This window comes from Flavobacterium sp. GW823-FHT04A11, assembly GCF_058796535.1.
The window spans coordinates 4,019,142-4,046,026 of record NZ_CM179503.1 but is presented as its reverse complement, the minus strand read 5'-3'; the positions used below and the strand labels follow the sequence as shown (position 1 = coordinate 4,046,026).

Annotated in this window: 15 protein-coding genes; 5 read left to right on the top strand and 10 right to left on the bottom strand. The window is 36.3% G+C overall.

The window, feature by feature from the left end:
* Window positions 1-25: 25 nt before the first annotated feature.
* The 9 genes from AC3QL1_RS17465 to AC3QL1_RS17425 form a co-directional block, all read right to left on the bottom strand.
* Entirely contained in the window at window positions 26-2,377 is a 2,352-nt protein-coding gene (locus AC3QL1_RS17465; RefSeq protein ID WP_492493389.1) for a glycoside hydrolase family 2 protein, read from the bottom strand.
* Window positions 2,378-2,541: 164 nt separating this feature from the next.
* The gene (locus tag AC3QL1_RS17460) at window positions 2,542-3,759 is read right to left on the bottom strand and encodes a glycoside hydrolase family 88 protein (protein WP_492493387.1); all 1,218 of its coding nucleotides are present in this window, start codon (window positions 3,757-3,759) and stop codon (window positions 2,542-2,544) included.
* A gap of 181 nt (window positions 3,760-3,940) precedes the next feature.
* Window positions 3,941-5,458 (bottom strand): RagB/SusD family nutrient uptake outer membrane protein, encoded by a 1,518-nt coding sequence (locus AC3QL1_RS17455; RefSeq protein ID WP_492493386.1) that lies wholly within the window; start codon window positions 5,456-5,458, stop codon window positions 3,941-3,943.
* Window positions 5,459-5,474: 16 nt separating this feature from the next.
* Window positions 5,475-8,477, bottom strand: a complete 3,003-nt coding sequence (locus tag AC3QL1_RS17450) for a SusC/RagA family TonB-linked outer membrane protein (protein ID WP_492493385.1) — start codon at window positions 8,475-8,477, stop codon at window positions 5,475-5,477.
* Window positions 8,478-8,688: 211 nt separating this feature from the next.
* Window positions 8,689-12,783: a two-component regulator propeller domain-containing protein gene (locus AC3QL1_RS17445; RefSeq protein ID WP_492493383.1), complete on the bottom strand. Its 4,095-nt coding sequence runs from the start codon at window positions 12,781-12,783 to the stop codon at window positions 8,689-8,691.
* Between the two features lie 267 nt (window positions 12,784-13,050).
* Window positions 13,051-14,727, bottom strand: a complete 1,677-nt coding sequence (locus tag AC3QL1_RS17440; RefSeq protein ID WP_492493381.1) for a hypothetical protein — start codon at window positions 14,725-14,727, stop codon at window positions 13,051-13,053.
* 85 nt (window positions 14,728-14,812) lie between these two features.
* Window positions 14,813-15,997 carry a mannonate dehydratase gene (gene uxuA / locus AC3QL1_RS17435; RefSeq protein WP_492493379.1) on the bottom strand — a complete coding sequence of 395 codons (1,185 nt, stop codon included), beginning with the start codon at window positions 15,995-15,997 and terminating at the stop codon, window positions 14,813-14,815.
* 280 nt (window positions 15,998-16,277) lie between these two features.
* Window positions 16,278-17,090, bottom strand: a complete 813-nt coding sequence (locus AC3QL1_RS17430) for an SDR family oxidoreductase (RefSeq protein WP_492493377.1) — start codon at window positions 17,088-17,090, stop codon at window positions 16,278-16,280.
* A gap of 145 nt (window positions 17,091-17,235) precedes the next feature.
* Entirely contained in the window at window positions 17,236-17,685 is a 450-nt protein-coding gene (locus tag AC3QL1_RS17425) for a NanQ anomerase/TabA/YiaL family protein (protein WP_492493376.1), read from the bottom strand.
* A 210-nt stretch (window positions 17,686-17,895) separates the two neighbouring features.
* On the opposite strand from AC3QL1_RS17425, the gene AC3QL1_RS17420 reads away from it, so the two are divergent.
* Window positions 17,896-18,921, top strand: coding sequence for a LacI family DNA-binding transcriptional regulator (locus AC3QL1_RS17420; RefSeq protein ID WP_492497586.1), 1,026 nt, complete (start codon window positions 17,896-17,898; stop codon window positions 18,919-18,921).
* A 303-nt stretch (window positions 18,922-19,224) separates the two neighbouring features.
* On the opposite strand, the gene AC3QL1_RS17415 is transcribed toward AC3QL1_RS17420, so the two are convergent.
* Window positions 19,225-20,394, bottom strand: coding sequence for a BT3233 family polysaccharide utilization protein (locus AC3QL1_RS17415; protein WP_492493374.1), 1,170 nt, complete (start codon window positions 20,392-20,394; stop codon window positions 19,225-19,227).
* A 190-nt stretch (window positions 20,395-20,584) separates the two neighbouring features.
* On the opposite strand from AC3QL1_RS17415, the gene AC3QL1_RS17410 reads away from it, so the two are divergent.
* The 4 genes from AC3QL1_RS17410 (at window position 20,585) to AC3QL1_RS17395 (ending at window position 26,247) form a co-directional block, all read left to right on the top strand.
* Window positions 20,585-21,514, top strand: coding sequence for a YybH family protein (locus AC3QL1_RS17410; protein WP_492493373.1), 930 nt, complete (start codon window positions 20,585-20,587; stop codon window positions 21,512-21,514).
* Window positions 21,515-21,582: 68 nt separating this feature from the next.
* Window positions 21,583-22,059: an NUDIX hydrolase gene (locus AC3QL1_RS17405; RefSeq protein ID WP_492493371.1), complete on the top strand. Its 477-nt coding sequence runs from the start codon at window positions 21,583-21,585 to the stop codon at window positions 22,057-22,059.
* Between the two features lie 82 nt (window positions 22,060-22,141).
* Window positions 22,142-22,774, top strand: a complete 633-nt coding sequence (locus AC3QL1_RS17400) for an HAD family hydrolase (RefSeq protein WP_492493369.1) — start codon at window positions 22,142-22,144, stop codon at window positions 22,772-22,774.
* Between the two features lie 545 nt (window positions 22,775-23,319).
* Window positions 23,320-26,247 (top strand): triple tyrosine motif-containing protein, encoded by a 2,928-nt coding sequence (locus tag AC3QL1_RS17395; RefSeq protein WP_492493367.1) that lies wholly within the window; start codon window positions 23,320-23,322, stop codon window positions 26,245-26,247.
* Window positions 26,248-26,885: the final 638 nt, after the last annotated feature.

The window sequence follows — 26,885 nt, the reverse complement described above, 5'->3', positions numbered from 1 at the left end:
AAAAGCTTTGCGAACTTTGCGTTTTTCACTTTGCGCTCTTTGCGGTTAAATTTGTAGTTAAATTAATTTTCAAATATTCCCCTTTAAAACTCTGATTCAAAGCGGTCATTTCAATTGGCAGACCAGAACCATCCGGAACAACTTCAATCGAAGCTTTTCCATTTGCCATTCTAATCGATTCACTTCCCGTTGGAGTTCCTTGGTTTTTCATGGTTTTTCCGCCTTTCAAACATTGAAAATAAACACTTTCTTCATAATCCAGACAACGCAGATTGTTATTATCAATTGCAATTGCTGTTACCAGATAATTGCCGTTTTTTAATTTTTCAGAAGACAATTGTAAGGAAGTTGCCGTATCATTTTTGTTAAAACGGTAATTCACTTTTAAAGTATCCGACACCGTTTTTCCCTCTTTTGTTTTTCCAACGGCAACCAGAATATTTTCGCCTTTTGTAAAATTAACATGCCAAGTTAAACCATTTGCAGGATATAAAGAAAGGTTTCTGGTTTTTTCTCCCAGTGATTTTCCGCCATGATACAAAGTAACTTTCTCACAATTACTAAAAACACTAAGCGTTCTAGGCGTATTTTCGGGACCCTGGCGCTCCGTCCAGGTATGCGATTCGATGTACGTAAACGGTTCTTTGCTCCAATAACTTTTAAAAACGTAATACGCATCTTTCGGATTTCCGTTTCTGTCCACAAGTCCTTTTTGATTCATGTACGGAATATCATCTTCGGGGCGCAATGGCGTTGCAAAATCCTTAAACGCCCATTGCACATTTCCCACAAATGTTGGATCGTTCTCGGATATATGCAAATGCCAATCGAATAAATCGACGATGTAATTCTCGCTCCAATCGCCAATTTGTGCAATATTGGCCACTTTGGTTTGTACAATTGCTTCTTCCCAGCCTTCTGCTTTTATGACGTTTTCGCCCGTTACGGGATTTTCGCTGTGACGCCCAACATGACTATCGCCGCCATATTCTGCATGAATGAAATGTTTGTATTCTTTTTTATAAACGTTAATTGCTTTTTGATAGCTTTTATAACTTCCTGAATACCAGCCAGACCAAATAGAAGGCGAGAAGACATCCACAATTTGAGAACCTTCATAATATTTTCTGATCGCCGTTTTTCGGGTTGGATCCATTTTGTGGGCAATGTCATTCAATTCGGTTAAAAACACATTTGTTTTCTCTGTATTATCGCCATCGGGAAAATCTGGAAGCCAGTTCATTTCGTTTCCTAACGACCAGATAATAATACTGGGATGATTGTAATTTTGATTGATGATTTCGGCCAGCATATTTTTGGTGTTTGTCTGCCAAAGTTCATCACCAATTCCGCCACGGCACCACGGCAATTCATCCCAAACCAGTAAACCCAGTTCATCACAGGCTTTGTAAATTTCAGGATCTTGAGGATAATGCGCCAGACGAACAAAATTAGCGCCCATTTTCTTGATCGATTCCATGTCAGCACGATGTTGCGCGTTTGACATCGCAGCGCCAACTCCGGCTTGTTCTTCATGACGATGTGTGCCACGAAGAAGCAGTCTTTTTCCGTTAAGGAAAAACGGACCGTGATCTTTAAACTCAAACCATCTAAAACCAACTTTTTCGTTTACACTGTCTTTTATTTGATTTTTCTCTGATAAAATAGCCGTAACCGAATATAAATTGGGATTATCCGTATCCCACAATTCTGGATTTTTTATGTTTTCGAAAGTAATATTCGAAGTTTTATCAGAAATCGTAATTGTTTTGCTGGCGACTTTTTTTCCTTTCGGATTTTTAAGAATCACCGTTAAGGATAAATCTTTATTATTTTCAGGATTTACAGTCGAAGCCAGAATTTGTACCGAAGCTTTTTTTGCAGAAACTTCAGGCGTTGTAATTTTCAGATTATCAATACGGTTTTTGTATTTTGATAATAACCACACATCTCTTGTGATTCCGCCATAAATAAAGAAATCACTTTTTTGCGACGGAATTATTTCGATGTCATAACTATTATCAACGCGGACAAAAATGTCGTTGTTTCCTTCGTTGATAAAATTCGTTATATCGATTGTAAACCCTATATAACCGCCAATATGCCCGCCGGCTTCTTTACCGTTTACATAAACTTTGGTCGTAACATTCGAGCCTTCGAAATATAAAAAATAGCGTTTGTTTGTATCGATTTGGGCAATGTTCAATTTCTTTTCATACCAGCTTGCATCGCGCCTGTAACCCGGATTTAAATCTGTTGCATCTTCGGCATTCCAGGTATGTGGTAAATTTAACGGCGTCCAGTTTAAGGCACTTTTTGCCTCATCAAGATTTGAAGTATGATTTTCCAGATACAGCCAATCGTTATTAATATTCATTTTTGTCTGAGCAAAAATGCTGCTCAGACAAATTTGAAAAAAAAACAAAAGTGCAAAAGTGTAAAATGTATAGTGGTATTGTTGATTCTTCATAGATTTTTTTTAGATTCTTTCAAAGGTTCAAAGGTTAAGAGGCGCAAAGGTTCAAAGGCTGAAAATCTCTGTCACTTTGTAACTTTGTCGCTTTGTACCTTTGTCACTTTGCCACTTTTTCTTAATAAAGCTTCCAGAAAATAATAGTCGGCATAGATTATAGGTTCGTCGATTTCGTCATGTTTTGGCCAGTTTCCGGTACTGTGGTCCAGAATGAAAGGTGCTTTTACAGTATTGGGTAAAATGTATTTTTCTGATTGTAAAGACGTCATTATTTTATCGGCGAAAGCCAGATAACTTTGATCCTTTGTATAACTATAAAGTTCATATAAAGCAGAAGCCATAACGGTTGCCGCAGAAACATCGCGCGGTGAATTTGGAATTGCAGGATCTTTAAAATCCCAATACGGAATTCCGTCTTCCGGCAGGTTTTTATTCGTCATGAAAAACTTAGCTGTCGCTTCGGCTTGTTTTAAATACGCCGGATCTTTGGTATATCGGTATGACATCGTAAATCCATAAACGGCCCAGCCTTGTCCGCGTGCCCAAACCGAATCGTCATTGTAACCCTGCAAGGTTGTTTTCTTTCTAACTTCGCCTGTATTTGGGTTATAATCAATAACATGATAACAGCTATTGTCTTCCCTAAATTGATTTTTTAATGTAGTATTGGCGTGTTTTACGGCAATATCATGATACTTTTGATTTCCTGATAATTTTGAGGCTTCAAATAATAATTCGAGATTCATCATATTATCGATGATCACTGGATAATCCCAAATTTCCTTGTTGAAATCCCAAGAACGAATCGCCCCGACTTTTGCGTTAAAACGCGTGCATAAAGTTTCGGCGCCTTTGATAATCACATCTTTGTATTCTTGTTTGTTTTCCACTTTCAGCGCTTCTCCAAAACTGCAAAACACCTTAAAACCAACATCATGCGAATTACTGTTAACGCTTTCTTTTTTGCTGAAAGGTGTCCATTTTTGGGCTTGTTCTTTATATCTGGAATCGTTTGTAAGTCGGTACAATTGCCATAAGTTTCCGGCAAAGAATCCGCTTGTCCAGTCTCGCGACGGAACTTTTTTTATTGTATTGGTATTGATGGTCATACTTCTTGGCATCGACATCGAATCTACCGGATAATCCAATACCATTTTGTATCGGTTTTCCAGAAGATTTTTGGCGTTTGCCGAGGTATTTTTTGGTTGAGAATTAATTCCGGATTTGCACGCTGTCCCAAGCAGTGCAAACCCTAGAATTAAACAAATGAAACTAACTTTCTTCATGCTTACTAATTAATTTTTTTTAGTTTCCAGACTAAATTTTAGACGCGGATTGATCGGATTCGCTATCGCGAAAACACTGATTTTTACGGATTTTTTAATCTATTTTTTAAAATCCGTTTTTTCTGCGTCTTCGCGATAGCGAATCCGTTTCATCTGCGTTCAATAATACTGTTTGTGTTAATTAATACCCCGGATTATTCGGTTTTAAATTAGGATTGATCGCTAATTCAGTTCCCGGCAAAGGCCATAAGTAATCTTTGTTTGGATCAAAATTAGGATGTGGTTCCAATCCATTCGGACCAAATACTTCAGGACCATTTTTCAATCTCTTGATATCATACCATCTGATGTATTCAAAAGCCAGTTCAAGCCTTCTTTCCTCAATAACCATTTTTCTAAAATCAGCCTGAGAAAGTCCCGGCGTTACGTTTGCCGGAAATGAAACCTGTTTTCCCGCTTTATTTCTGGCTCTTGCGCGCACTCGGTTTACATAACCATCAGCTTCTGTAGTTCCCGGCGTGATTTCGTTTAAAGCTTCGGCAGCAGTCAACAAAACTTCTGCGTAACGCATCGTGATATAATTGTGTTGCGAAGTTCTTCCGTTTGCACCTGCTTTTCCGGGAAAACGATAGTATTTTGCAATATGCGGACGCGGTGCTTTTTCGTTATCGCTTGAAGGATAAACCTGCAAAGCGCCGCCCGGACCGGTTTTCTTTCTGATAATCGTATCAAAACTTACCGCGCGTCTGTAATCTCTTTGATCCCAAGTATTAAAAACTTTTAAAGACGGAACTGCAACAGAAAATCCCTGTCCGTAACTATAACTGTCATCTTTTAATGAACCTGTAAAAAACGCCGTATAATCCTGACCGTAATTTCCTGAAACGAGATTGTTAAAGTCAATCGTAAATAAAGGTTCTTTTAAGGCAGCCGTTTTTGTAGCATTAAATAAATCCTGAAAATCAGCATCTAAACCTAAACCAAACTTCGCTTCGTTTGTAATCACATATTTTGCTTCGTCATAGGCTTTTTGATAGTTTCCTAAAGTCAGGTAAACAGAAGCCAAATAACCCGCTGCAGTCCCTTTTCCCGGAACCGCTTTTACTTTTGGTTTGTCTTCCAGCCATTGTTTTGCAAATTCTAAATCGGCGATAATTTTTGGGTAAACATCGGCTTCTTTCATTCTGCTTAAAGAATTTACCTGCGATACATCATTCACAACAAAATCAACATACGGAATATCTCCAAAAATTCGAACCAAATGATAATAAGTAAAGGCTCTTGCAAAATAAGCCTGAGCTACAATGGCGTTTACTTTTGCAGGATCTCCGGGCGTTTTTTTAGCACCTTCAATCGCCTGATTGGCAGCAGTAATAATGATATACGATTGTGGCCAAAAGTTAGCAACAAGCGCGTTGGTATCATTCATATTCATATCATTTACATCAATACGGGCAGCCTGCGTGGTTCTGTCGCCAATATCGGCCATGTCATCGCGCAGCATTAGGGCAATTGTAAATTCACGTCCCCAGTAATTATTGTGCGCAATGTTTGCAAAAGCTCCGTTTACAGCGGCCTGCAAGTCATCTGTATTGTTAAAAAAGTTGTCAGGGCGAATAACTCCCACCGGATGTTCCTCAAGATCAGAACAGCCAAAAGCGAATATTCCCAGGAAAAGAAAGGCTATATATTTTTTCATAATATTATTTTTTAAACTAGAATTTTAAATTAAAACCGAAAGTAAACGTTCTCACATTTGGATAACTTCCGTATTCTAATCCTAAGTTGGTGTTACTTCTCGCATTGGTATCATTCAGGTAATTTCCTTCAGGATCAGAACCCGGATAATCAGTAATTGTCCAAAGATTTTGCGCACTGATGTAGAAACGAACTTTGGTCAAACCAATTTTCGAAACCACTTTTTCATCTAAACTATATCCTATAGAAACATTTTTCAAACGGATATAACTTCCATCATACACAAATCTCGAAGTAACTCTTTTCGTTCTCGCTGCGTTAATTGGCACATTTGTATCGGTGTGCGTTGGCGTCCAGGCATCCAGAACTTCTGTCGTGGCGTTGTTGTTTCCGGAAGCTAGTTCCATCAAAGTATAATTTAAAATTTCATTTCCTTGTGAACCCTGGAAGAAGATATTCAGATCCAGATTTTTATACGTGAAATCATTGTTTAAACCAAAGATGAAATCAGGATTTGGATTCCCAATAATCGTTTTATCACTGGAATCCAGTTTTCCGTCGCCGGTTACATCTTTGAATTTTTCGCCACCCGGAGTCGTTTCAAAATTGCCCGGAAGAACCGTTTCTCCCTGCTGAATTACACCATCATAAACAAAGCCGTAAAAAGCACCAACCGGCTGTCCAACTCTTAAAATTTGAGAATCTGTTGCAAGGAAATGCCCCGGAGTTGAGTTGATTAAAAGGTCTTTGTTATCGGCCAATTTCAACATTTTATTCTTGTTCGAAGAAATATTAAAATTCGTTGACCAGGTAAAATCAGGACCCACAAAGTTTTTAGAATTAATGCCTAATTCCCATCCTTTGTTTTCTAATTCACCAACATTTTGAAGCTGAGAAGCAATTCCCGAAACGCCCGGCAAAGGTCTGTTGAACAATAAATCTTTCGTAATCGTTTTGTAATAATCTGCTGTTAAACTGATTCTGTTGTCAAATAAACCCAGATCAATTCCGTAATCCTGTTGATACGACGTTTCCCATTTCAAATTCGGATTATCCAAAGAAGTCAGCTGAACCGCGTTTACAATAACGTCACCGCTCACATCATAAATTTCTGAGAACCTTGATAAAGTAGAGTAGGCGCCAATAGAAGGATTTCCGGTTGCACCATAACTGGCTCTTAATTTAAGGTTTGAAATGGTTGTGTTGTCTTTCAGGAAATTCTCTTTTGCGATATTCCATCCCACAGCTCCCGAAGGAAAAGTTCCGTATTTGTAGTTTTTACTAAAGCTGGAAGAACCGTCACGACGTGCAGTAAACGTAAATAAATATTTGTCGTTGTAATCAAAATTCAGCCTTCCGAAAGCAGAAATTAATTCTGTTTCAGATAAATCAGAAGCAGGTTTTAAAAATACAGTTCCGGCACCCAAATTATGGTAAGAATTTGTATTGGTCAAAAATCCTCTTGAAGCCGCAAGTGAACTTTCGTTTTTGTTTTTTTGATACGAATAACCACCAAGAACCGTTAAGATTCCTTTTTCGATAATTTCTTTTTTGTACGTTAAATAATTCTCTGTCAGGAACGAAGAAAATCTCGTGTTGTTTACAGAAGCTTCTCCTTTGATATTTTTTCCTGCAATTAAAGTCGACGGAATAAATCTTCCGGTTTGCGAATTATTATCTGTTAATCCTAAAGTGGTTTTAAAGTCAAGATCTCTCGTGATTTTATACTGAGCAAAGAAATTTGATCTGTTTACAATAGAAACAGTTTCCAAAACATTTTCCATGGCAGTGGCGTATGGATTATCAATATCATCACCAATTGGCGCTGTTGTTGTATAAGATCCGTCGGCGTTGTAAATTCCTTTGTCCGGCATAAAACGATATGCGGCCGCAATTACACCCGCAGCACCAGTTCCTCCCGCGCCAGTCTGGCTAATAATTCCTTCTTTGTTTTGCTTGCTTTGAAATAAATTCAAACCCACTTTAAAACGATCTGATAAATCAGCTTCAAGATTGCTGACAATCGTGTATTTGTCGATTCCGGAATTAATTACAACACCGTTTTGGTTAAAGTAGTTTCCTGAAACATAATATCTCACATTATCAGAACCGCCTGAAAACGAAAGTGAAGTATTTGAAACCATTCCTTCACGATAAATAACATCCTGCCAGTCTGTGTTTGCGCCGCCATCTGTATGCGTTGTAAAACTTTTTCTGTACGCCACAAATTGCTGTGCATCTAATAAATCCAGTTTATTGTTTACCGATTGTACCGAAGTTGAATTGCTGAATTCGATAACAGGTTTTCCCGGTTTTCCTTTTTTGGTCGTAACCATAATAACCCCGTTTGAACCTCTTGATCCGTAAATTGCCGTTGCAGAAGCATCTTTTAATACTTCGATAGACGCAATATCCTGAGGCGCAGGCATTGAAACTCCCGCAAAACCATCGACAACCACAAGCGCATCTCCACTCGCATTGATCGAAGTACCTCCACGAACCCTGATTTTTACAGGAGCGCCCGGTTCACCACCATTGTTCGATTGTACCGAAACCCCCGCTGCACGACCTTGCAAAGCCTGTTCTGCATTTAATAAGGGATAAGCCGTAAGTTCTTTTGCCGTAACCGATGATACAGAACCTGTAATGTCACTTTTTTTACGAGTACCGTAACCCACTACGATTACTTCATCAAGGTTCTTTGTATCCGGTTTTAAACTTACGTTGATGACAGTTTTGTTTGCTACCGGAATTTCGACCGACTGATATCCTACAAAGTTGAAGACTAAAACAGCATTTTTCTCTGAGACGAAAACACTATAATTTCCGTCCATATCTGCAGATCCTCCAACAGAAGATCCCTTGACATACACATTAGCACCAGGAAGTCCGAGTAAATCTTCGCTGGAAGTAATTTTTCCGGTGATTTTTTTCTCCTGTGCATTCATCGTGATATTTACCAGTAAAAAAAGTACCGGAAAACACCATATAAGCGATTTAATTTTGAAGTTTGTAAACATTCATTTTGGTTTTAGGTTAATGTTAGATAAAATAAAAAAGCAATAAACTCATTCCTATTATCAGCAGCATGAATAGAATTTGCAGCAATATGAATTTTGTTTTCTTGAGTTTCATAGGGCAAATTTATATCTCGAAAACGATATAGAAATACAAAAAAGGGTATCTAAAAATACAGATACCCTTTTTTAAGCCTTGAAAATATTGGAATTTCTAAATTGCCGATATTGGTTTGGAAAATTTGTCAGCAAATTGTGACGGAGTTTCTCCGTACCTTTTTTGGAAACATTTGCTAAAATATTTCGGATTGTTGAAACCCACTTTATAGCTCACTTCTGAAACATTGAGTTTGTTTTGTTCCAATAATTGAGCCGCGCGTTTTAACCTGATTTCATGAATGAATTCGTTTGGCGTGTAATTTGTCCACGCTTTTATTTTTAAGAATAACATCGTACGGCTAACACCTAATTCTGCGCAGAAAAACGGAATGTCAAATTGCTCGTTCGAAATATTTTCTTCTACAATCTTAAATGCTTTTTTCAATAATTCTTCATCCAGTGATGAAACCGTGATTTCTGACGGCACAAAATTGTCTTCGCTGGCAAATTTATTTTTAAGTCTTTCGGTTGAATTCAATAGGTTTTTAACGCGAAGTTTGAATTCCATTAAATTAAAAGGTTTACTGATATAATCATCAGCGCCACTTTCCAAGCCTTCAAATTTATAGACTAATGAAGATCTCGAAGTAAGCAGAATTACCGGAATATGACTTGTTTTGAGGTTTTCTTTTATTTTCGAACACAATTCAGTTCCCACCATTTCAGGCATAATCACATCGCTGATAATTAAATTAGGAACATGCTGTAATGCTTTTTCAAAGGCGACTTTTCCGTTCTCGGCTTCAATAATATTATACTCTTTTTTGAGTAAATTTTTCATGAAAGTTCGCAGAACCTTATGATCTTCAACTAACAGAATCGTTTGTTTTTCACCATCCACCACAAAATCATCAATGTCTTCATGTTCAGTAATTTCAGGAGTTTCAAGCTGCGCGGTATATTGCGCAATATCATCGCTGATTTTAAAATTCTCAATAATTTCACTGTCCAGTAAATGCGCGCGGCCTAACGGAAGCGTAACTGTAAAAACAACACCGCCAGTTGGTTTATTGGTAACATCAATATTTCCTTTATGGAGTTTTACGATGTTTTTTACGATAGACAAACCAATTCCGGTTCCTTTATTATAGTTTTTCTGAACGTTATTGTGCAGTGGAACTTCAAAAAACAAATCAAAAATTTTATCAATATGTTCGTCGGCAATTCCAACTCCCGAATCTTCAACGGCGATAAATAAATTCTCGTGATCGTGATTGATTTTAATGTTGATATTTCCGCCTTTTGGAGTATAACGAAAAGCATTTGAAATCAAATTATAAAAAACACGTTCGAGTTTATAACGATCAAAATACACCAGAATTTCTTCTTCCGAAGCTTCAAAAGTATAACTGTAACCGCCGTCTTTGGCATATTCAATAAAAGACAAAAAGATTTCTTTGGTGAATTTGACAATATTTCCATTTGCCGATTCCAGTTTAACCTGATCGTTTTCGAGTTTTCTAAAATCCATCAAACGGTTAATCAGACTCAAAAGATGATTTGCACTTCCTTCAATCACCAAAAGCTTTTTGTACATTTCGTTTGTTCCGTTATAGTCGGCTAAAATTTGTTGTAGCGGACCAAGAATCAATGTCAGCGGAGTTCTGAATTCATGCGAAATATTGGTAAAGAAATCCAGTTTTGCACGATTGTTTTCTTCAATTCGTTTGGTTTCGAGATATTCTAATTCCAGTTTTTGTTTTAGTCTGGCTTTCGATTTCATAATCCAGATCAAACCGTATAATCCTAAACCAATGACAATTCCGTACAATAAAAATGCCCAGATACTGCGCCACGGAGCCGGTTTTACAACAACTGTTAAAGTAGTTGGAACTTTATTCCAAACACCGTCATTATTCGCCCCGCGCACTTCAAAAACATACGTTCCCGGATTTTGAATGGCATAAATGGCTTCTGAATTTTTAGTTGTTGTCCAGTTGTTTTCCAGTCCCGTTAAGCGATAACTGTATTGGTTGTTTTTGGATCGAATGTAATTTGGAATCGCAAAATTAATCGTGAAATTAGCTTTGTCATAATCCAGCGTTATCGTTTTGGTATAACCAATGCTTTTCTCTAAAATTTCGGTGGAATCATTCGGATGAACGGTTTCATTTTTGATTTTCAAATCCGTAATTAAAACCTGAGGAGCGTATTGATTTAAGGAAATTTTTCGGGCATCAAAATAAGTCGCTCCGGACGGACTTCCGAAATAAAACTGGTTTGAATCTAATTTTAAAGCCGCATTATCGTTAAATTCATTGCTCGCCAAACCGTCTTTCTGATCGTAAATGACAACTGTTTTTCTTGTGGTGCTGTATTTTATTATTCCCTGATTCGTACTAATCCAAAGGTTTTTATCATCATCTTCTAAAATAGAATGTATCGATGTAATGACCGTATTTCCAATTTTCAGGTTTATTCTGTTGAATTTTTTTCCGTCAAAATAATGCAGTCCTTTTGCTTTTGTTCCCACCCAGATTTTATTTTGAGAATCCTGAAACAACGTCAAAATATCATCGCCCGAAACAGAAGTATTATCAAAAAAGAAATGTTTTATAACATATTTATTAGGATTAAAGTTTTGCAGCGCAATCAGGTTCAAACCATTTTGAGAACCAACCCAAAGGCGTTTTTGTTTGTCGACCAAAATGGTACGGATAATATTATTCGTCAGGAAATTGGGTTTTGTATTATCGTTTCCAATTACCTGAAACGTTTTAGAAATAGTATTGTAGCGAACCAATCCTTTGCTAAAAGTACCAATCCATAAAATCCCGTTTCCTTCTGTTTTAATCGAATAAACGCCGGTTTCTTTCAAAAAAGCATCGAGTTCCGCTGAAATCCGATTGTCTTCGATTCGTCTGGAAATCGTGTTGTAAGCCGAAATTCCTTTAGAAAAAGTTCCCAGCCACAAAATATGATCTTTGTCGAGACACATCGATTTAATATCATTTTTCGTAGTTTGTCCGCTTTTACTGTTGATGTAATTCGTCGCTTCGGTTTTTTTATTGTAAACCGTAACACCGCCGCCTTCGGTTCCAAAATAAACATTGTTGTTCTTATCCGCAATAATCGAACTCACGACATCAAAACTCATCGGAATCTTCTTCGAATTCTGATTGTAATTGGAGAAATTCACATTCGAAACATCCCAAATATTCACGCCTTTGTAATAACAGCCAATCCAAACCGAGCCTTTTTTATCAATATAAATCGATTTTACCTTATCGATTCCGTTATTGTTATTGCTGTTGTTTATTTTTTGAATGCTTTTATCTTTCCCTAAAATGTAAATTCCGTCATAAGCGCCAATCCATAACGAACCCTGACCATCAAAAGCAAGAGACCGAATATCAGTATTGATTTCCCTGTATTTTTCGGGAGATAAAAAAGGCACAAATTGGTTCAGCGAAGTATCAAATTTTAAAAGTCCGATATTTTTTGTTCCAACCCATAAATTACCCAGATTATCCTCTTTTATAGATTGTACATTTAAAAGATCAGTATTGTTTAAAGGATAATTTCTAAAAGATATTTTGCCAAATTTTCTGTTTTTTACCAGACATAAACCTTTTGTGGTTCCAATCCAGATTTTGCCTTTTTTAGTTTTTATGATACTCAAGATATTATTGCTTGGCAAACTGGAATTATCAGTATCAGAATGAAAAAAAGATTTAAATTGTCCGGTTCCTTTATTATAAATAGTCAGTCCTTTTGAAGTACCAAACCACATTTCGTTGTTGATTTTCCTGATCGACCAAACCGCGTTGCTGCTTATCGTATGATTGGTTTTGGTATGTAAATATCTCGTAAAAGTATTCGTAACAGGATCATAACGATTTAATCCGTTATAAGTTCCCACCCATATTTGTCCTGAATTATCTTCTTCAATCGCCAGAATATCATTGTTGCTGATAGAGGATTTATTTGTGGCGTCATTTCTAAAAATGGTAAACCGGCTTCCGTCGTATTTATTAAGACCGTCGCGCGTACCAAACCACATTTGCCCAAATTTATCCTGATGAATAGCAATAACAGAACTCTGCGAAAGTCCGTCAGTTGTCGAGATATTTTTAAGGCGGTATTTATTTTGGGAAAATATATTTCCGAAAATAAATAGTAAAACCAAAAGAGTTATTTTATACTTCATGGCGGTTTTTTTTAAGGTGCAAAGGTTTTTTCGCCACGAATTCACGAATTTTTTATAATCATTACGCGCAATCATTCGTGAATTCGTGGCTGTTTTTTAAACACATAGAAACATAGATTTTTTCTTTATCAAAAAAGTGAATTAAAAAACAAGTTTTCACACATAGCATAAATTGACATTTACTTTTAATATTCAACTATGTTTGTTAATGTAAGTGAAACGCCTTTTTTCAATGTTCCAAAAAGCTATGTCTCTATGTATTTAAAATTATCTTTTCAATCGCTTTTTTAACTGATAATCATACAACGAAGGAACTTTTTCCAACGATGTATTCAGAAATTCAATATAAGCGTCAGGGTCATATTTTACTTCGAATTTAGCGTTGCCGTTTACACCAATAATTCTGGCGAAAGGACCATCTTTCATTCCATATAATAAAACCTGTTTCGTAATTTCAGAAGGCTTTTCAACCAGAACATTAAGGTTCCAGAAAGTACTGAAAGGCCCGTGAGAAGGTTTCCAGTAATCGGCACCGCCGCCGCCAAACAAATAATAACTATTGTTTTTATCCGGCGTAATGTGCACGGTAATATGATCGAATAAATTTTGATGGTTTGCTCCGGAATGCTGATCTAAAAGCGCATCGGCAAAAATCTCGCAATCCTGATACACGTTTTTAGTCGCAAAAGTGTTGAAACTTAACGGATGAACCGCTTTATTATAAATTTTCAGATTCTTAACCAAAACATTATGAACACCGCCCAAAGTCACCGTATAATGCGAGACATGAGGACCATCAGTCACAATATCCTGAATCGTAACATTTGAAATTTCTTCACCTAAAATCCCGCTGTCGGCATTTGTAATCGTGACATCTTTGACCCAACTGTTAAAAACACGCGTTAAAAATATCGCATTATTTCCCGGTTCAACATGATGCGCCACTCTTGGAATATCAGGAAAAGTAAACTTAATGTGTTCGATTCCAACTTCATTTAAATGTTTCCATTCTACCAATTGCGCGTGATAACTGGGTTTTATAGAAATAGTTAAAGGCGTTTTGATCGCAATTTTGGAGTTCGAAATTTTAGTGATTTCCACTTGTTGTCTCACAATGGGAAGTTTTGGGAAATTCCAATGATGAGAACCCGGTTTTACTTTGGCGCCTTTATACAAATCGGCAATAATTTCACCATTTTCACCGTCTTTATTAAAGAGTTGAAGTTCGACAATATCGCCAACTTTTACCCCTTTTACATCAGAAACAGAAATAATATGTTCGCCCATATTTCCGGAACTCACTTTCGCTAACGGATTTGGCGTCGGTTCGTATTTATCCAGATACGATTTTACGCGCTCATCGGGAATCTGTGTCCAGATAAATCCGCCGGACCAGGCATATTGCGAAAACGGCAAATCGACGTTGTTCTCCGGTTCGCGTTGTCTTTTATCCAAAGTGGTTAAATATTCGCGAAGTTCAGCCAGCGATTCAGGATCTTTGAGGTACATCATTGGTCGCGGACAATAAATTTCAGTTCCGTTTTCTCCGGAACCTGCACCGCGAAGCACAAAATTGCTTCTTTCGATATATAAAACAGCACTCAGAATAATTCTTCCCGGAGGCAATTGCAAGATTACATTTCCTTCCGTTTCCGTGGCTGCTTTTATGGCTTTCAGCAAAGCTTTTGAATCATCTAAACCATCATTTGCTTTTACGCCAAAATCTACAGCATTAAAGATTTTTCCCTGAACGTCAGGAATCTGGCTTTCGCCGAAATGATAACCCGCGTAACTAAAATCAGGTAAATAATCTGTTTTTGACTGGAGAATTTTAGGCAATTCCTGAGCCATTGTAATACTATGTAAAAAAAGGCTGCAACAGACAATAATGGCGTGACGTTTCATGGTTTTGTGGTTATTGTAGTTAGTTAGTTTTTTTGTCATGAAGGCGTTTTAAAAACAGCCACGAATTCACAAATTTTTTTAATTATTTCTACGCAATCATTCGTGAATTCGTGGCTAAAAACTTTTATACAGTTCTCTTAATCCCCATTTCAAGCCCTCTTAATTCAGCCAATCCTCTCAAACGCCCAATGGCAGAATATCCAGGATTTGTCTTTTTATTCAAATCATCCAGCATCTGATGCCCGTGATCCGGACGCATTGGCAGCGAACTATTATTTCTTTTTTCGACTTCCAAAATTGCTTTTACAACCTCGTACATATCAACATCTCCTTCCAAATGATTCGCTTCGTAAAAACTTCCTTCTTCATCTCGCTGCGTACTTCTTAGGTGAATAAAGTTCATTTTATCGCCGTTACGTCTTACGATTCCCGGCAAATCATTATCGGCACGAACGCCGTAAGAACCCGTACACATCGTAAATCCGTTTGATTTAGAAGGCGCAGCATTCATCAGTTCAACCAAATCTTCCTCCGTACTTACAACCCTTGGCAAACCTAAAATCGGGTAGGGCGGATCGTCAGGATGAATCGCCATCAAAACACCTTTGCTTTCTGCCACCGGAATAATTTCCTTCAAAAAGAAGAAAAGATTTTCCTTCAAAGCCTTTCTGTCAATGTGATTGTAAGCGCTTAATGTCACCAGAAAATCTTCTACAGAATACGCTTCTTCGGCACCCGGAAGTCCCGCCAGAATATTTTGCTGTAATTTGATTTTGTCAGCATCTGTCATGGCTTCAAAATATTTCGTCGCTTTTTCGATTTGTGCCGCAGAATATTCTTTTTCTGCGCCCGGTCTTTTCAAAATAAACAATTCAAAAGCTGCAAATGCGTTAATATCAAAACGCAACGCCTTTGAACCGTCTTCCACTTCAAAAGACAAATCAGTTCTTGACCAATCCAGAACCGGCATGAAATTATAACAAATGCATTTTATCCCGCACAAAGCCAGATTTCTGATGCTTTCCTTATAATTTTCAATGTATTGAAGATAATTTCCCGTCTGTTTTTTAATGTCTTCGTGAACCGGAATACTTTCCACAACCGACCATGTTAAACCCGAAGCGCCTTTTTTAGGATCGCCGTCCTGATGTTCAATTTCAACTTTTCTCTTGATAATTTCTTCAATTTCCCAAACTTGCCCGTTCGGAATATGATGTAAAGCAGTAACAATTCCCGTTGCGCCGGTTTGTTTGATATCCTGTAAAGAAACCGGATCGTTTGGTCCGAACCATCTTAATGTTTGTTCCATTCTTAGTTATTTTATTTGGGTACTATTTTTTATTAGAAGCTATTCCCGCTATCCGTTACAATCTTTTGTGCCGAACCCCGTCACAAAAGGATTTCCACTTCTATCGGGGCTAGGGCACTCGTTTTCATAAGAACTATTTTTATTTTATGTCATCGGAGAGCCTAAGTCTTGTTGTGTGTCACCCTGAGCGGAGTCGAAGGGCGCTCCAATAGGACGTGGGCTTCGACTCCGCTCAGCCTGACAATACTATATATCTAAATGTCTGCGTATAAGAAAAAAATTAAATACTCGTCGCGGCAAAACCACCATCAACTTTTATAATCGTTCCCGTTACAAATTTTGACATGTCGCTGCATAAAAATAAAAGCGCCCCATCAATATCTTCCGGAGTTCCAAATCTTCCCATTGGTGTATGTTCGATGATTTTTTCGCCACGCGGCGTTAGTTTTCCTTCCGGAGTCAGTAATAAAGCTCTGTTTTGTTCTCCGATAAAAAATCCCGGTGAAATAGCATTAACTCTGATTCCTTCACCATATTTAGAAGCCAGTTCAACCGACATCCATTGTGTGAAATTATCAATCGCTGCTTTTGAAGCCGAATATCCAACCACTCTTGTCAAAGGTCTTTGTGCCGATGCTGATGAAATATTAATGATAATTCCCTGTTTTTGTTTCGCAAAAAGTTCCGCAAAAACCTGAGACGGAAGCATGGTTCCAATGATATTCAAATCAACCACTTTTTGTAAATCTTCAACCTGCAAATCATAAATCGCCTGATCAGGACGAATAGTTGCGCCGGGCATATTTCCGCCCGCAGCATTAATCAAAATATCAAGACGTCCGTATTTTTCCACGATAAAATCCCTGGCTTTTTCCAGTTCTTCCTTGTTTAAAACATTGGCTTGTATCGCAAAAGCTTTTCCGCCTTTGCTTTCGATAGAAGCTGCGGTTTTATTGGCTTTTTCAATCGATTGAGATACGATTCCAACGATAACGCCCTGTTTTGCCAGAACATTTGCGAAGTTGCTTCCCAAAACGCCGGCACCGCCTGTTATAAGAGCAATTTTTCCTTCAAGATTAAATATTGAGTTCATGTATTTATTATTTAAATCCCAATGTTCTAAATTCTAAATTCCAATTTTTCTATGTGTTTGGAGTTTGGAATTTTAAAATTTGGAATTTGATTTATAAGTTTAAAATTTGATTTATAGTTTGGAATTGGGAATTTTAAAAATTATTTTAAATCTTTACCTTAATAACTATTTTTTTAATTGTTCCTTCGCCAATCATCGCAGCGTGAACATCTTCGGGAAATAAAATGCAGAATTGTCCTTCCTGCAATTCAAAAAACGTATCCGGCTTATCATGAAAAAAGCGAACGTCTCTTTCGTCGCTGTATTCTCCGTTTGGATTCACGCATTTTTCTCTTGGTTTCCATGCAAAAGTTTCAGGACCTTTTATAGAATATTGAATGTCAATATTTTGATCGTGACATTCAAAACCTTTTATACTTTCTTCTCTGGTTGCACCTTCTCCGGAAATTACAATTACTTTCAAACCTTCGGCAATTTCAAACGAACCCGCTTCAAGATTATTCAAATCATTTTGGCTCAAATAATCGAATGCTTTTTGAAAATTCGGATGCAATCCGGAATATTTCGAAGCATTACTTAAAATGTCTATAATCATTGTTTTAATTTTTTATTTGATTTTTTTAAAGCTAAAATATTTGAGATAGCTAAAAAAAATATTGTTTTGTATGTAAATTATGTATTTTTGCGTGTACGCACACGGACTTTACAAATGTATATAAAAAGTTAAGGAATACAACTTATCTTTACTAAAAAAAATAAATTTTTGCGTGCTTAAATATTTGTTTAAACTTAAAAAGGAAGACTTATTATAACAATTAAGAAAATAGCAGAATTAGCCAATGTTTCGCCCGGAACCGTTGACAGAATTATCCACAACCGCGGACAGGTAACGCAGGACAATGTGGATAAAGTAAATTCCATAATCGAGCAATATGGCTATAAACGCAATATTCTGGCGAGTAATCTGGCATTGAATAAAAAATTCCGTTTTGCTGTTTTCCTTCCCAAATATGAAAATATTGAATACTGGAAAAGCCAGATTAGCGGAGTAGAGAAAGCAGCAGTCGAATTTGGAAAATTTGGCGTTGTACTCGATTATTTCTTCTATGATTTTAACGAGGCTTCTTTCAAAAAAGAAATTGATAAAGTCCTGAATTTTGAATGCGACGGATTATTATTTGCACCTATTTTTTACGAAGAATCTGTTCGTTTTTTAAAGGAATATGAAAAGAAAAACATTCCGGTTGTCATGATCGATTCGAATATTTCCAATAACGATGAACACGCTTATGTGGGTCAGGATGCTTTTCAAAGCGGTTATCTCGCAGGAAGACTGATTAGTTTTGCCGTAAAAAATGAACGCCAGATATTGATTTTTAAAATCACAAGAGAAATAGAAAGTACCTCAGTTTATTTGCAGCGCATTGATGGTTTTTATTCTTTCTTTAAAGATCATGATGAATTGACCAATTTCAAATTTTCTGAAATTACCATTAAAGATTCGGGAATTGACCAGTTATCTCTCGAAATGTTTTCAGGAATTAACAGCGTTTTTGTGCCCAATTCAAGAGCTTATATTGTGGCCAGGTTTTTAGATCAAAACAATATAAAAGGGGTTCGTATTATAGGTTATGATTTATTGGAAGAAAATATAGAATACCTAAACAAAGGAATAATCGATTTTTTAATCAACCAAAGACCTGAAGAACAAGGTTATATGGCGGTTAATCATTTGTATAAAAAACTGGTTTTACAGGAAAACGTAGAACACACACATTATATTCCGCTGGAAATTATTTTAAAAGAGAATTATTTTCCTGCGAGGAAGTAAAATTTTTACTTAAGAAATAAAGGTTTTTTTGTCATTTCGAGGAACGAGAAATCACATCCAGAGAGCAACGAACTATATGGTTACGTTATGTGATTTCTCGTTCCTCGAAATGACAAAACTGTACTTAAATGACAAACCCGACAGGTTTTAAAAACCTGTCGGGTTTAACATCGCTAAACAATAATCGATTTAGCAAGTGAGATTGCTTCTAAGTCCCAAAGTTTTTTTCTTAGAACCTTAGCATCTTAGAATCTTAGAACCTTAAAATATAGAACCTTAGCGACTTAGCGTCTTTGCGAGAAATCACTTTTTCACCTTCACAACCAACGGATTATTCACTTTCTCAGCAAACGAACTCAAATACGTTTCCCATTCTGCTTTAGTTTGAAACGGACTTCCTTTTTTCCATCCAAAACCGGCAAAATAAACCGTTTTGTTGTGTTTTACTTTTAAGTTTCCGTACAAATTACTGCGGTCTTTATCAGTGGTAACGTAATTATCAAAACTGATTAAAGTGTTTTTTGGTGCGACCAATCCCATTCCAATTTCAGAATCGTCGATTGGTTCCCAATGACTTAACCAGCCTTCTTTTAGGTTTGTGCCAATAGTTCCTTTTTTATCATGAAGCGTTAATCCCGCGGCAATTGTTTTTGTTCCTTTAATGGAAATTTCAAAACGGGACAAATAACTTCCGTAATCCAGACTAATCAATTTCGATTCGGTTATTTTGTTTCCTTTTGCATCCCAATCGGCATACGTCAGGATAAAACTCGTTCTGATTGGACCGTTTGTAATGGTTTTCCAGTTGATGAAATTCTTAGAAAAATAATATTTTCCATCTACATTTACGGCAATTCCTCCAATACCACGGCTGTCACCAACCTGAAAATTATCTAAACCTTCGCCGGTATCTTTATGGTACGATCCGGTTCCGTTGGTCGTTTTTTCATACCATTTATTAATAATAGGATATTCGACTCTTTTTAGCCAGGCGTCAATTCCGCTGGTTAAAGTGCCGCCGGCAATATTTTTTTGTACCATTTGCTGCGCCACAGGACCATACGTTCTAAAAGCAACTTTATTGTTTTCCCACGCATAATCGTCGGTTCTTTCCGGAACAAAACGGGAATAACAATTAATATTTTTTGCAGTCGATGTATTTGTCGCCGGAACAATTTCGAATTCTTTTTGAGATGAAGCAGCAATTTTCGGTTGAAACAATAAAACATCCATCTTTCCGTCGCCATCGCTATCTACAGTTTGGCTTTCGAGAAACAAATTGCTGTTTTTTTCTTTCACAGCAAAATCTTCCAGCTTGACTGCATCAGAAAATCCGAGAGTTTTTTTGGTGATTTCAACCGTTTCAAATTCCCTTTCAACAGCTAGAGAATTGATTATCGTTATTGTTTTATTCTGCGAATGAATGGCAAAATTACTGGTTAGAATTGCAGTTAGTAAAAGATATTTTTTCAAAATTTTTGTGGTTTAATTTCGTTAGAAAGAGTAGTAAAATTACAAATCAAATGTTAGTTGCAAATACATTTATGGTCTAAAAATGTCCGAAATTTAATTCTATAACGATAACTTTTTGAATTAAGATATTGTAATATAGTTGTTTATGATTTTTTATTACTTTTAAACTATTCATTTTAATAATAACCAGATGAAAAAGAGATATTTATGGATTGCGATTCTGCTTTTATTTTTCGCAAAATCGTTTTCACAGGAAAAAGCAATTAAAAATACCAATTACTATAAAGAAAAACTAACCTCCATTAATAACCAATTTGCGGATGCATTTCTAAACAAAAACGCCAATGTCATTATGAAATTTTATGATGACAAAGAACCAATTTGCATGCCGGAATATCATAAGGCATTATATACAAAAGAGGCTATAAAATCGTTTTATGAACAGTGGTTTAAGAATATTAAGGTAACAGAATATAAACGCAATATTTATGAAATTCAGTTAATCCAGAATTACTTAATTGAGATTGGAACTTTTACGAACAATTTTACTAAACCGGATGGTTCTTTATTGGCATATAACGGAAAATATATGAATGTCTGGAGAATCGAAAAAAATGAAAATTTAACCCTGATTTCAGAAATCTGGGGCAGTAATACTGCTATCGACGGATCTAATTTTTCATTTATAAAAACTCAGAATAGTGAAATACCAAAGCTTAAAATAAATACATCCATAGAAATTGAAGTGAATAAACGCAATGCACGTATTGCTGAACTTGTAAAAAACAGGGAAGGAGAAAAACATGCCACAGAATTTTTTGCAAAAGATGCGATCTATATGACTTATGATACGCCAATGCTGACAGGAGTGGAAAATATCAAGCCGTATTTTGTTGAGCATGAGAAACCAAACGGAGTTTCAATTGATTCTCTGGCAATAAAAGCCAATAAAATGATTCTGCTGCAAAATTTTGTTTTAGAATACGGCTACTATTATGTCGATGTTTCCTGGGACAATAAAAAAGGAAAGGCAACCGTGACCGGAAAAAGTACAAATTTGTGGAAAAGAGACGAAAACGGAACTTTAATGCTTTATCGTCAAATGGTAAATCATGATTAAATAGTTGATAATCCAAAAAGTATGACGATATTTATATAAATAAGGTTAAAACAAACAATTACAATTTCATGAAACAAAGTGCCGGAATATTAGCCTACAAATTCATAGATAAAACGATCTTTTTCCTTTTGGTTCATCCAGGCGGACCTTTTTGGAAGAGCAAAGATTTAGAAAGCTGGTCGATTCCCAAAGGGGAATTTGTCGATGGCGAAGATCCACTTGAAGCCGCAAGACGTGAGTTTAAAGAAGAAACCGGTTTTGGATTGGAAAGTGAATCCGACGATGATTTTATTGCTTTGGAATCTGTAAAATTGAAATCCGGGAAGACTATTTTTGCCTGGGCGATCGAGTTTGATATTGATGTCACCCAAATAAAAAGCAATGATTTTGAAATGGAATGGCCTCCCAAATCCGGAAAGTTAGCCAGTTTTCCTGAAATTGACAGAGCCGAATGGTTTCAAACTGCAGAAGCTTTGCAAAAAATAAATCCTGCACAAGCTGATTTTATCGTTCAGATGATTTCTAAAATCTCGGCTTCGCTTTAATTTCCCATTTTAAAAATTATTTTGTAATTTACATTTTGGTCAACTTGTGAAAACAGGTTTAATTTAATGTATAAAACAGATTATGGAAGTTAAGTGTATAATTTTTGATTGCGACGGAGTTTTAGTAGATACAGAAAAAATAGGAAACGGTATTTTGCTCGAAATGGCGGCAGAACACGGTTTTGAAATGAAAATCGAAGATGCTTATCGCGATTTTAATGGCCGTAATTTAAAAGAATGTTTTCAGCATATCGAAACCGCAATTGACAAAAAACTTCCCGACAGTTTTGAAAATGAATATCGTACCAAAAGTTTCGAAGCCTTCAAAACGCAGGTAAAACCAATGGAAGGCGTAGTTGAATTTATAGAAAAACTTGAAATTCCGTATTGCGTGGCGTCAAGTGGTCCCGTTGATAAAATCAGGCTCAATCTTGAAGTGGCCGGATTACTGGATAAATTCGAAAATAAAATCTTTAGCTCTTATCAAATAAACAGCTGGAAACCGGAACCGGGAATTTTTCTGCACGCCGCAAAAGAAATGGGTTTTGATGTCAAAGATTGCGCTGTAATCGAAGATAGCAAAGCCGGTGTAATGGCCGGAAAACGAGGCGGTTTTAAAGTCTACGGTTTTGCAAATGGTTTTAATAACGAAGATTTGGAAAATGAAGGAGCGATACTTTTTACTAGTTATGAAGAGCTGAGCGGAGTTATTTAGTTTTCAAGTCACGGTCACGGTCACAGTCACGGTCACAGTCGCAGTCACAGTCACAGTCACAGTCGCAGTCACAGTCGCAGTTTTCAGTTTTCAGTTTTTCCTTAGACGGATTTTATATTTGTTGGGCTTCGACTTCGCTCAGCCTGACAGAGACAAAAGATATTGAGAACATAATTGTCATCCTGAGCGAAGTCGAAGGCTCGTTTTACTTTTATTTCTGGTTGTATTATTTCACGATGAATTCCGTCGTACAAGTAAACCCGACAGGTTTTTAAAACCTGTCGGGTTTAAATTATGTTTAAAATTACCTAATTGTCTAATTGACACATTCTCTAATTTAAATGTAATTTGTTACAATAAAATAAATTTTTATATATTTGATTATAGATATTCGTTTTTTAATGCCTTGTAAATTATCAAATTATAAATTTCAAAGGCAGCCTGAAATGATTTTTTTATAAAAAAACAGCACTCCCAAATTGTTGTTTTTTAAGCTTGCGGGGAATCTCACTAAACCGCTCCAGTAACCTACAGACAAAGACAAAATGACGAAATGTATCATTAGAATTTTAGTTGTATCGATTCTCTTTTTTCCCGCGATTATTAATGCCCAAATTAAAAAAATTGGGGTTCCGTTTATTACTAATTATAATCCGAAAACGTATAAGGCCGCTTCAGAAAACTGGGATGTTTTGCAGGATTCTAAGGGAATGATGTTTTTTGCGAATCATTTCGGCATCATGCAGTTTGATGGCGTGCGGTGGAGCATTGTCACCCAGCCCGAAAATAAAAGTATGGTTCGCTCGCTTGCGATTGATAAAAAAGACAAGATTTATGTAGGCGCTCAGGGCGATTTTGGATACGTCGTTCAGTTGGCAAACGGGCAATATAAATACACTTCTCTGGTAAAATTGCTTCCGGAGTCGGCGCGGAATTTTGGCGATGTTTTGCATACCGTTATTTTCAATAATGAGGTGATTTTTTTCTCCAGTGAGAAGTTGTTTATTTATAAAAACAATAAAATCAAGGTAATACAATCTCATTCGAACTTTGATGAGTTTTTTAATGTCAATTCAAATATTTATGTTTTAGACAATGCAAAGGGTTTACTCGAACTAAAAGACGATATTTTGACTCCGATTAAAAACGGACAAAAGTTTGCCGGAATGAAAATCCGAAAGGCTTTTGAAATCAAAAATGGGCTGATGCTTTTGACGCAAAAAAACGGACTTTTTATTTATGAGAATGATCAGATAAAACCTTTTGTAACTGAAGCGGATAATCTGCTGAAACAAAACCAGATTTCGACCGCGATTTTACTTTCTGATGGCTATTACGGAATTGGAACACGCCAAACCGGATTGGTAGTTATCGACAGTTCAGGACATTTGATTCAGCACATTAACAAACAAATGGGGTTGCAAAATGAATATGTTACGAATTTAAAAACTGATAAAGAAGGCAATTTATGGGTGACTTTAAAAGAGGGAATTTCGCTGATACAGATTGCTTCGCCTTTGTCCAGAATATTGGATACTTCAAACTCTGAAACCAAAATTTATTGCAGTCAGATTTATCAGAATAAGTTATACATCGCCACAGACAATGGTTTATTCTGGATGGATTGGGAAGCGTATAAAAACGGAAACAGAGAAAATGCACACTTTCAACACATTTCAGGAATGTCTGAAAACGTTTGGAATGTGGGTGTTTTTGGGAATTCGCTTCTGGCTTTCGAAAAAAACGGAATATTTGAAGTTACAGGAAACTCAGCAAAATTATTAGCCAAAACCGATGGCGCCTGGCAAGGAGTCTTGATTCCGAATCGTCCTGATTTACTTTTAGTTGGCGGATATAACGGATTGTATATTCTGAAAAAAATAAACAATTCCTGGGTTTATCAAAATAAGGTGAAAGGCTTTCGCGAAAGCAGCCGCGTTATCGTAACGGATGCAGCGGGAAATATCTGGATTGCACACGGTTACAAAGGCATTTATAAACTAAAGTTTAATGACAAATTTGATGAAGTTGCGAATGTTCAGTTTTACAATCAGGCAGATGGTTTTCCGTCAAGTTTGTTTTTGAATACTTTTAAAATCAACAATCAGATTCTTTTTGGGACAACAAAAGGTGTTTATAAACAAGATTCTAATTCGAAGAAAATGATTCCCGATTCAGATTTTAAGAAATATCTGGGAACAGAAAATCATATTCGGTTGCTCAAAGCAGATAATGAAAATAATATCTGGTATGTTTCCGGAGAAAATACCGGAAAAATGACGCAGAAAAATGGCGGTTTTGATGTTGAAGAATTACCTTTTAGAAAGTTAAGATATTTATATGTTCCGGGTTTTGAAAATATTCAGACTACGGCAAATGGAGATGTTTTCTTTGGCACACAAGACGGATTGATTCATTATAATGCTACGAAAAATAAAACGTATCAGTCTAAATACAAAGCGGTTATTTCGGAGGTAAAATGCATTTTCCCAAAAGACAGTTTGTTGTTTTCGAGTAGATATGACGTACTTCCCACCAATATAAAAGCAGGGGATGAAGTATTTTGTCCTGATATATCGTATTCAAATAACGCATTGCACTTTTCATTTGCTTCACTTTGTTATGACGAGGCCGATGCTACAAAATATGAATATTGGCTGGAAGGTTTTGAACCAAAATGGTCCGAATATACTCTTCAGACAGAAAAAGAATATACCAATTTGCCGGAAAACGAATATGTTTTTCACGTAAGGGCAAAAAATATTTATGATGTTGTCAGCGAAGAAGCGGTTTTTAAATTCGAAATTTTACCACCATGGTACCGAACAACCTGGGCTTATATTTTGTACTTGTTGCTTTTTTGCATTTTGATTTATACGATTATTAAATACCAAAAAAATCTTGCCGAACGCGAGCGGGAACAATTAATCCTGAATCAGGAAAAAGAATTACTTCGAAATCGTGCTGAATTAAACGAACAAAAACTGGCACTAGAACAGCAAAATATGACGATTATGCGCGAAAATCTTGAAGCAACGATCAATCTGAAAAATGCAAAAGTTGCTTCGAATACCGTCAATTTGATTCATCTAAACGAGATTCTGCTTTCGATAAAAGAACTGATCGGGCAGATTGATAAGAAAAATGAGCCAAATGTAAACTTTAGTTTATTAACCAAAATAAACCGACTTATCGATCACGAACTTCAGGGAGATCAGCATTGGAATGAGTTTGAGGAGATTTTTAATCAGCTTCATAATAATTTTATGCAGCGTTTAAAAACGAGTTTCCCGGAACTGACGCCGCGTGACATGAGATTGTGCGCTTATTTGCGAATGAATTTCAATACTAAGGAAATCGCGCCGCTTTTGGGAATTTCAGTTCGAGGTGTTGAAGATACCAGATATCGCATTCGCAAGAAATTGCAGCTTTCTTCTGATGCGAATATTACGGAGTTTATTTTGAATTTTTAAAGCTTGTATCGATTATTTTTTCACGAAGATTCATCGCATTTTTGTCATCCCGATGAACGAGGGATCTCCGCTAGTAACTCTACAAAGATTGAAAACAATTGTGGACGGATTTACTCGCGAAGATTTCTCCTCCGTCGAAATGACAAAGCAGATTTTTCACGCAGATTTAAAAAGATTTAAGCAGATATGCGCAGATGATTATTCAAATTTAAATCTGCTCAATCTGCCAAATCTGCGAGAAACAATTTTTTAATCTATGTTTGAGAAACTAGTTTCTTTTTGCATTCTTTTTTTCAGTAGCAATAAACCTATGTTTCTATGTGTTTAAATTTTCTCTCGCAGATTTGGCAGATTTGGCAGATTTTCTTTAATCCGTGAATTTTTTGGCTACTGTTTAGTACGCATTCTTACAAAAAAACTAATTACTTTCTCTTCAAAACCACCGCAAACACTGAATTTTTACTATCAGTAAAATCCTAAGTAGTTTTACGCTTTTTGACGCCTAATTATTACATTTTTTTACAAACACCGTAGTCAAACCGTACCCAAAAATTAACATCTTCGGTAGTTTATTTGTTAATATTGTCATCTTATTAATACAATATGAATCTGTTTTTTGAAAAATAGAAGATTTATTT

Excerpts from the sequence above, each read along its gene's own strand:
- AC3QL1_RS17425 (WP_492493376.1), bottom strand. The coding sequence starts at position 17,685 with ATGATTATAGACATTTTAAGTAATGCTTCGAAATATTCCGGATTGCAT.
- AC3QL1_RS17455 (WP_492493386.1), bottom strand. The coding sequence starts at position 5,458 with ATGAAAAAATATATAGCCTTTCTTTTCCTGGGAATATTCGCTTTTGGC.
- AC3QL1_RS17440 (WP_492493381.1), bottom strand. The coding sequence starts at position 14,727 with ATGACAAAAAAACTAACTAACTACAATAACCACAAAACCATGAAACGT.
- AC3QL1_RS17460 (WP_492493387.1), bottom strand. The coding sequence starts at position 3,759 with ATGAAGAAAGTTAGTTTCATTTGTTTAATTCTAGGGTTTGCACTGCTT.
- AC3QL1_RS17400 (WP_492493369.1), top strand. The coding sequence starts at position 22,142 with ATGGAAGTTAAGTGTATAATTTTTGATTGCGACGGAGTTTTAGTAGAT.
- AC3QL1_RS17395 (WP_492493367.1), top strand. The coding sequence starts at position 23,320 with ATGACGAAATGTATCATTAGAATTTTAGTTGTATCGATTCTCTTTTTT.
- AC3QL1_RS17450 (WP_492493385.1), bottom strand. The coding sequence starts at position 8,477 with ATGTTTACAAACTTCAAAATTAAATCGCTTATATGGTGTTTTCCGGTA.
- AC3QL1_RS17445 (WP_492493383.1), bottom strand. The coding sequence starts at position 12,783 with ATGAAGTATAAAATAACTCTTTTGGTTTTACTATTTATTTTCGGAAAT.
- AC3QL1_RS17465 (WP_492493389.1), bottom strand. The coding sequence starts at position 2,377 with ATGAATATTAATAACGATTGGCTGTATCTGGAAAATCATACTTCAAAT.
- AC3QL1_RS17405 (WP_492493371.1), top strand. The coding sequence starts at position 21,583 with ATGAAACAAAGTGCCGGAATATTAGCCTACAAATTCATAGATAAAACG.
- AC3QL1_RS17410 (WP_492493373.1), top strand. The coding sequence starts at position 20,585 with ATGAAAAAGAGATATTTATGGATTGCGATTCTGCTTTTATTTTTCGCA.
- uxuA (WP_492493379.1), bottom strand. The coding sequence starts at position 15,997 with ATGGAACAAACATTAAGATGGTTCGGACCAAACGATCCGGTTTCTTTA.
- AC3QL1_RS17430 (WP_492493377.1), bottom strand. The coding sequence starts at position 17,090 with ATGAACTCAATATTTAATCTTGAAGGAAAAATTGCTCTTATAACAGGC.